The organism is Anaplasma marginale str. Florida, assembly GCF_000215485.1.
Classification (GTDB): Bacteria; Pseudomonadota; Alphaproteobacteria; order Rickettsiales; family Anaplasmataceae; genus Anaplasma; species Anaplasma marginale.
Map to the genome: position 1 here is coordinate 1 of NZ_AFMS01000073.1, position 5,323 is coordinate 5,323.

Genomic DNA, 5,323 nt, shown 5'->3' on the forward strand with positions numbered 1-5,323 from the left:
AGGAACTTATTGGATGATCTTAGCGATTACCAGTCCATAATCACTGGCAACATAGTAAAGCGCATGATACTCGAGAAAGTAGATATGCAAAAGTGCGTGGACGGCGTGGTACAGGAGCATGTAGATTCCTGGTGCACTCAATACAAGAGTCAGCTGGATGGATACTACAGATTTTTGGAGGATATAAACTCTACACAATTGGATCTCAGTAGATTAGTGCTAATAATCAGGGCGTTAAGTGTCTTCACTGCAGAAAAGGATCACCATGTTTAATGTGGGCCTGTCAGAAATGGTGTTGGTTCTGGTAGTTGGGTGCCTGGTTACAGATCCGAAAAAGCTTCCCGGGCTACTAAAAACCGCCGGGGCATATTACAGAAAGTTCACAGAAATTAAGGAAGAAGTTTGGAATTCCATGCGCGAAGCGTGTGGTGATAGCACAGGCACTGGCTATGCAGTGCCAAAAAAGCGCATAATGGGCGATGATGGGGTTCTATACGAGGCTTACGAAGTTAGCGATGTAATAGGGCGCGATAGTCGCGGTAAAGAGGCACTGGATGCCTCAGAGACAGGACGCGCGGCGGATGATGCCTCTGCACAAGCCAAGCCGCAACAACAGGACAACTAAGTCTATGGTGGCGCCATTAATCGGCTACCGCAGCAAGTAAGACAGCGCCCAAGTGTGTATAGCTGTGTGCTGACGTACTGTGAAATTGGCACGCGTGTGGGTGGCATGGTATAATACAATACCCGATTGATCAGCAACCACAGCCAATAGTACCCTAATCCCGGGTTATACGATCATTTAGCATGAGAAGAAAATAATGACAGCAAAAATACTGGTGGTAGATGACCTCATAGCTAACGTCAAGTTGTTGCAGGCAAAGCTCACCAAAGAATACTACAATGTGCTCACCGCGATGAGCGGCGAAGAGGCCATACAGCTGGCAAGAGAAAAGCATCCGGATTTAATCTTGCTTGATGTCATGATGCCAGGCATGGACGGATACGAGACTTGTAGAAGACTAAGAGCTGACCCTGCTACAACCTACATACCGGTTGTAATGGTAACGGCGCTGGATAACACCACTGACAACCGCGTAAATGGAATCAGCGCCGGAGCTGATGACTTTTTGACCAAACCAATAAACGACGTAGCGCTTTTTTCGAGAATCAGATCGCTCACCAGGTTCAAAATTCTCGTGGACGAGCTAAGGCTCAGAGGCAAGACCAATACAGAAATGAGCTCGGTAGACGGGAACATTATGCACTACGCAAACCAGATCTCCAACGCCAAAATCATGATCCTCGATAGTGATAAGGTGCGCTCAGAACACATGAACAGCGTGCTGCAGGAGTATTTTCAAGAAACCGCGGTGTTGGACAACCCATCGCAGGATGTCAATCTCCAGAACGCGGAAAGCTATGATCTCTTCATAATAGACCTCAATTTTGGTGGCGATGGGCTCAGATTCTGCTCAAACTTCAGGAGTAACAATAATACGCGCTACACTCCCATACTGGTGCTACTAGATGAAAGCGACGATATTGGCATCCTGAGCAGGGCTTTTGAGATTGGCATTAGCGACTATATCATGGCTCCTGTAGACAGCAACGAGCTGCTTGCGAGGACGAATGTGCAAGTCAAAAGGAAAAGATATCAAGATGCGCTGCGCATGCACTTGGAAGATAATGCGGAAATGTCGATCACAGACCCTTTGACGGGGTGTTATAACAGACGATATTTCGATATGCACTTCCAAAATATTGTGAACGAAGCGCGTGACAAAGGTAAAGATCTGTCTGTAATGATAATAGACGTAGATCATTTCAAGCGGGTAAATGATACTTTTGGGCATACTGTCGGGGATGAGCTTCTGCAGCAGCTTAGAAAAAGAATTTTCGACAATATTAGAATATCTGACCTACTTGCAAGATTTGGAGGCGAGGAATTTGTCATCATCTTGCCAGAAACGGGTATAGATCAAGCCGTGACGGCGGCTGAACGACTTCGGCAAAAAATTGCTGAAGAGCCATTCAACACAAGCGGAGGTGCGCTTGAAAAAACCGTAAGTATCGGGGTAGCAGAGTTTCGCCCTTCTGAGGAGGCTAAGGACTTTTTAAATAGGGCGGATAAATGCCTATATTCTGCTAAGGAGACAAGAAACGCCGTATCGTACGACCAGCCATAAACAACGCCGCGTGTGATTTCCCCGGCTCGCCCTCCTCAACGGTAATTCCGCCGTACTTCACTACCGAGTTAGTAGCATTCGTGCGCCACACCGCAGCTTACCATGATGCTTGAAACCCGGAACTGTGCCGCAGTCGCACATCCCCTGGGTAGTGCGCACCTAGCACTTACGCAGCAGGCGACCACCCTTGCCGGTTATCGTAGGGTATTAAAGCGGAACAAATTTAAAATGGACGCGGTTTCACGAGCATTAAAGTGGGTTAATCTTCTCCTCCATATAGCGGGGCACATTAGCGGCTATGCTGAGTGTACGGCCCATTAATTCAAAGGTCAGCAATGAAGCATGCAGGTGTAGCATCTCCTTCTCAGCAAGATCGCACTTGTGGTATTTATTATCCCCGACTATCGGGCATCCAATCTGCGACATGTGAATCCGCAATTGGTGCTTCCTTCCCGTAACTGGACGCAGCAACACCACCGCACAATCTCCCAAAATCCGCATAACCGAGAAGAAAGTCTTGGCCTCTTTTTCAATCATGCTCTCCCCGGTGGCAGACCGTACCTTGTAAAATATTGGCGTGCTCACTCCCCGGATGCCGGCTGTGGCACACCTCTGGTAACCGCAATATATTCTTTTTTGACTCTCCGCTCTCGAAATTCGCGCGCAAGGTACCTTGCAACATCTAGGTTACGCGCCAGCACAAGTACACCGCTTGTGTCCTTGTCCAATCTGTGAACTATCCTGCAGCACTCGCCTGGCTTTATCTTATCAAGCACGTCGTCAATACTGACCTTAACCTTGCTACCACCCTGAACGCTGACACCAGCGGGCTTGTTGATTGCTATGATGTTTTTATCTTCATACAGTATGCTACCACTTATCAGGTCCAAAAGCGGCACATGCTGGAGTGCACGTATTTCTTTCTCGCGCAGTGCAATGCGGTCAGCATGTTTTATGCTCAAGACATCACCATTGCTGACCCGCGTGGACGACTTGGCTTTTGTGTTGTTCAGTAGTATTTCTCCCCTGCGCAGCAGCCGCTCTATAAAAGACTGAGTAACACCCGGCAGAAGGCCCCGCAAATATCTGTCTACGCGCACTTCAAAACACGTTCCTTCTACAAGATATTCCCTTTTCACCGTAAGAAATTTCGCTCGACAAAATCACACAAAAAGAAGCTGCCCGCAATGAGCATCCCGTCTTTGTTTATCATACTGCCCTTACTCCCCTCAATGAAGAGCCTACCTATACGGGCTTTGTATTCATGAACTCTGGAATAGACCACCATATCATAGCAGGCGGAGGCCGCGTATGCAAACCCAAGCGTAACAGACCCCATAGAGCGCAGCACAGCGTGCTGTGATACGAGGTTTTGAGTTAGTGATAGAACATCCGGACATCCAGCAGAAACATCCACCAATGCGGCTTTGATGCTCTCCCTCTTCGCAACGTGCATCCTGGCATATCTGGATTGATAATTCTCCACAAAAGCACCCAGACCTTTGTCAACGTAGAACGTTTCCCTCAGTACAGGAGCATCAACTACCGCTGCAGTGACCTCCCCATTTTTCACTAGAGCAACCACAGTGGCAAAATACGGCAGCCCGTTAGTAAAATTGGTTCTGCTGTCTATAGGGCTCACAAACCAAAACAGCTCGCCCAGATCCTGCCCAATGTCAGCATCATCGAAAAGTATGCCGCATTCCTGCTTGTAGGTATAAAGCTCCTCACTGATAATCCTGCTAGATCTTATGTAAGCGGCTTTGGCAAATTCCCCCGCGGCGACGTGGGAAGGCTGCAGACATCTTATCTCGTTAAAGTCCCGCACCAACCCCCTAGAGGACTTGCGCACAGCCCTGAGCATAACACTCACCACAGGAGAAAAAAGCGCAGACATATTCAGTCCTTCGCCCTCTCGTAGTACGTATCGTCTACGGTATAAACTACTATTCGCTCACCAACCTTTATAAAAGGAGGAACACTTATCCGCTCACCATTTTCTAACACGGCAGATTTATAGGAAGAGGATGCGGTTTGGCCTTTGATCACAGATTCTGTTTCAACAACTTCCAAAACCACATAATCCGGAACTCTGGCGGCCACAACCTGCCCCTGGTAGAAGGATAAGGTTAGAATAATACCCTCCTTCAGATAAACACCCTTCTCTCCGAGCATATCCGCACTTATAGAAACCTGTTCATAGGTTGCAGTGTTCATGAGCGTGAGCAAGGCACCATCACCAAAGATGTACTGATACTCCACCTCCTCAACTATAGCACGTTTTACATATCCATCAGAGCGGAACCTTTCCTGATACTTAGCACCGGTCTTAAGGTTTTTCAGCTCAGCCTGTATGTAAGCCCCCCCTTTGCCGGGCTGGGTGTGCATGGTCTTCACCACCAGGTAAAGAGAACCGTTATGATCAAGAATTTGACCAGGCCTTATATCACTACCCCTTTCAGCCATGCTGACCCCAAAAAACAGGCTTCATTCTAGGCTTAAGCAGCCAGTAACTCAAGTAAAAAGAGGCTTTATACTTCCCCCACAAACACACAAAAACCCGAACTCCTCCTACTTCTCTGTAACTATAACGCACCGCACATTCAAACAACTTAGCCCTTCAGTAGGCCGTCTACTATCGCACAAAATTGTGCGTCAGCATCGGGCATTGCGTGCTTGGCTGCATTACAAGACATCTCTTGTAATTTGTTCCGGTCACCAAGCAAGTTTGTAAGCGCGTCCCTGGCGCTTGAAACGTCGAGAGTTCGCTCCTCAATACACAAGCCAGCACCTAAACTCTCTATCAATTGGGCATTATATAACTGATGGCTACAAGAAGATCGCTCGTACGGCACATATATAGCTGGCCTACCCGCCGCCATGACTTCCGCTATTGTGGTTGCACCAGCCCTGCTGATAATTAAGTCAGCCTCACCTATTATGTTTTGCATGTCAGTAAAAAACCCGCTGAGCTTATGCTTGATGCCATGTCTAGCATACAGCTCTGTTATCACCTCCAATTGGCCTTTCCCGCACTGCTGCGTTACGAACACCCTACCCCTAATATTGGTGGGCAGTTCCGCAATCGCTAATGCGAAAGTTTTCCCAAACGTACAAAGGCCTTGGCTCCCCCC

General features: G+C 48.0%; 8 protein-coding genes. 3 read left to right on the forward strand and 5 right to left on the reverse strand.

Annotated features, from left to right (window positions below; genetic code table 11):
• From GAC_RS01995 to GAC_RS02005, 3 genes are all read left to right on the forward strand, one after another.
• The coding region (locus GAC_RS01995; RefSeq protein ID WP_037349235.1) for a hypothetical protein at positions 1-273 on the forward strand (273 nt) is incomplete at its 5' end.
• Positions 239-625, forward strand: coding sequence for a Sec-independent protein translocase subunit TatB (gene tatB, locus GAC_RS02000; RefSeq protein WP_011114291.1), 387 nt, complete (start codon positions 239-241; stop codon positions 623-625). The genes GAC_RS01995 and tatB, both read left to right, overlap by 35 nt.
• A gap of 196 nt (positions 626-821) precedes the next feature.
• Positions 822-2,189 (forward strand): PleD family two-component system response regulator, encoded by a 1,368-nt coding sequence (locus GAC_RS02005; protein WP_010267432.1) that lies wholly within the window; start codon positions 822-824, stop codon positions 2,187-2,189.
• 249 nt (positions 2,190-2,438) lie between these two features.
• Here the strand turns inward: GAC_RS02005 and GAC_RS06135 are convergent, their stop codons facing one another.
• From GAC_RS06135 to GAC_RS02025, 5 genes are all read right to left on the reverse strand, one after another.
• A complete protein-coding gene (locus GAC_RS06135) occupies positions 2,439-2,726 on the reverse strand; it encodes a pseudouridine synthase family protein (protein WP_277812806.1) in 288 nt (95 codons plus the stop codon).
• A 44-nt stretch (positions 2,727-2,770) separates the two neighbouring features.
• Positions 2,771-3,328 carry a pseudouridine synthase gene (locus GAC_RS06140; RefSeq protein WP_277812807.1) on the reverse strand — a complete coding sequence of 186 codons (558 nt, stop codon included), beginning with the start codon at positions 3,326-3,328 and terminating at the stop codon, positions 2,771-2,773.
• Positions 3,325-4,086: an inositol monophosphatase family protein gene (locus tag GAC_RS02015; protein WP_010264099.1), complete on the reverse strand. Its 762-nt coding sequence runs from the start codon at positions 4,084-4,086 to the stop codon at positions 3,325-3,327. The genes GAC_RS06140 and GAC_RS02015 overlap by 4 nt, the downstream gene beginning before the upstream one ends.
• 2 nt (positions 4,087-4,088) lie before the next feature.
• Positions 4,089-4,655: an elongation factor P gene (efp, locus tag GAC_RS02020; RefSeq protein WP_010264096.1), complete on the reverse strand. Its 567-nt coding sequence runs from the start codon at positions 4,653-4,655 to the stop codon at positions 4,089-4,091.
• Between the two features lie 146 nt (positions 4,656-4,801).
• The coding region (locus tag GAC_RS02025; RefSeq protein ID WP_037349237.1) for a UDP-N-acetylglucosamine--N-acetylmuramyl-(pentapeptide) pyrophosphoryl-undecaprenol N-acetylglucosamine transferase at positions 4,802-5,323 on the reverse strand (522 nt) is incomplete at its 5' end.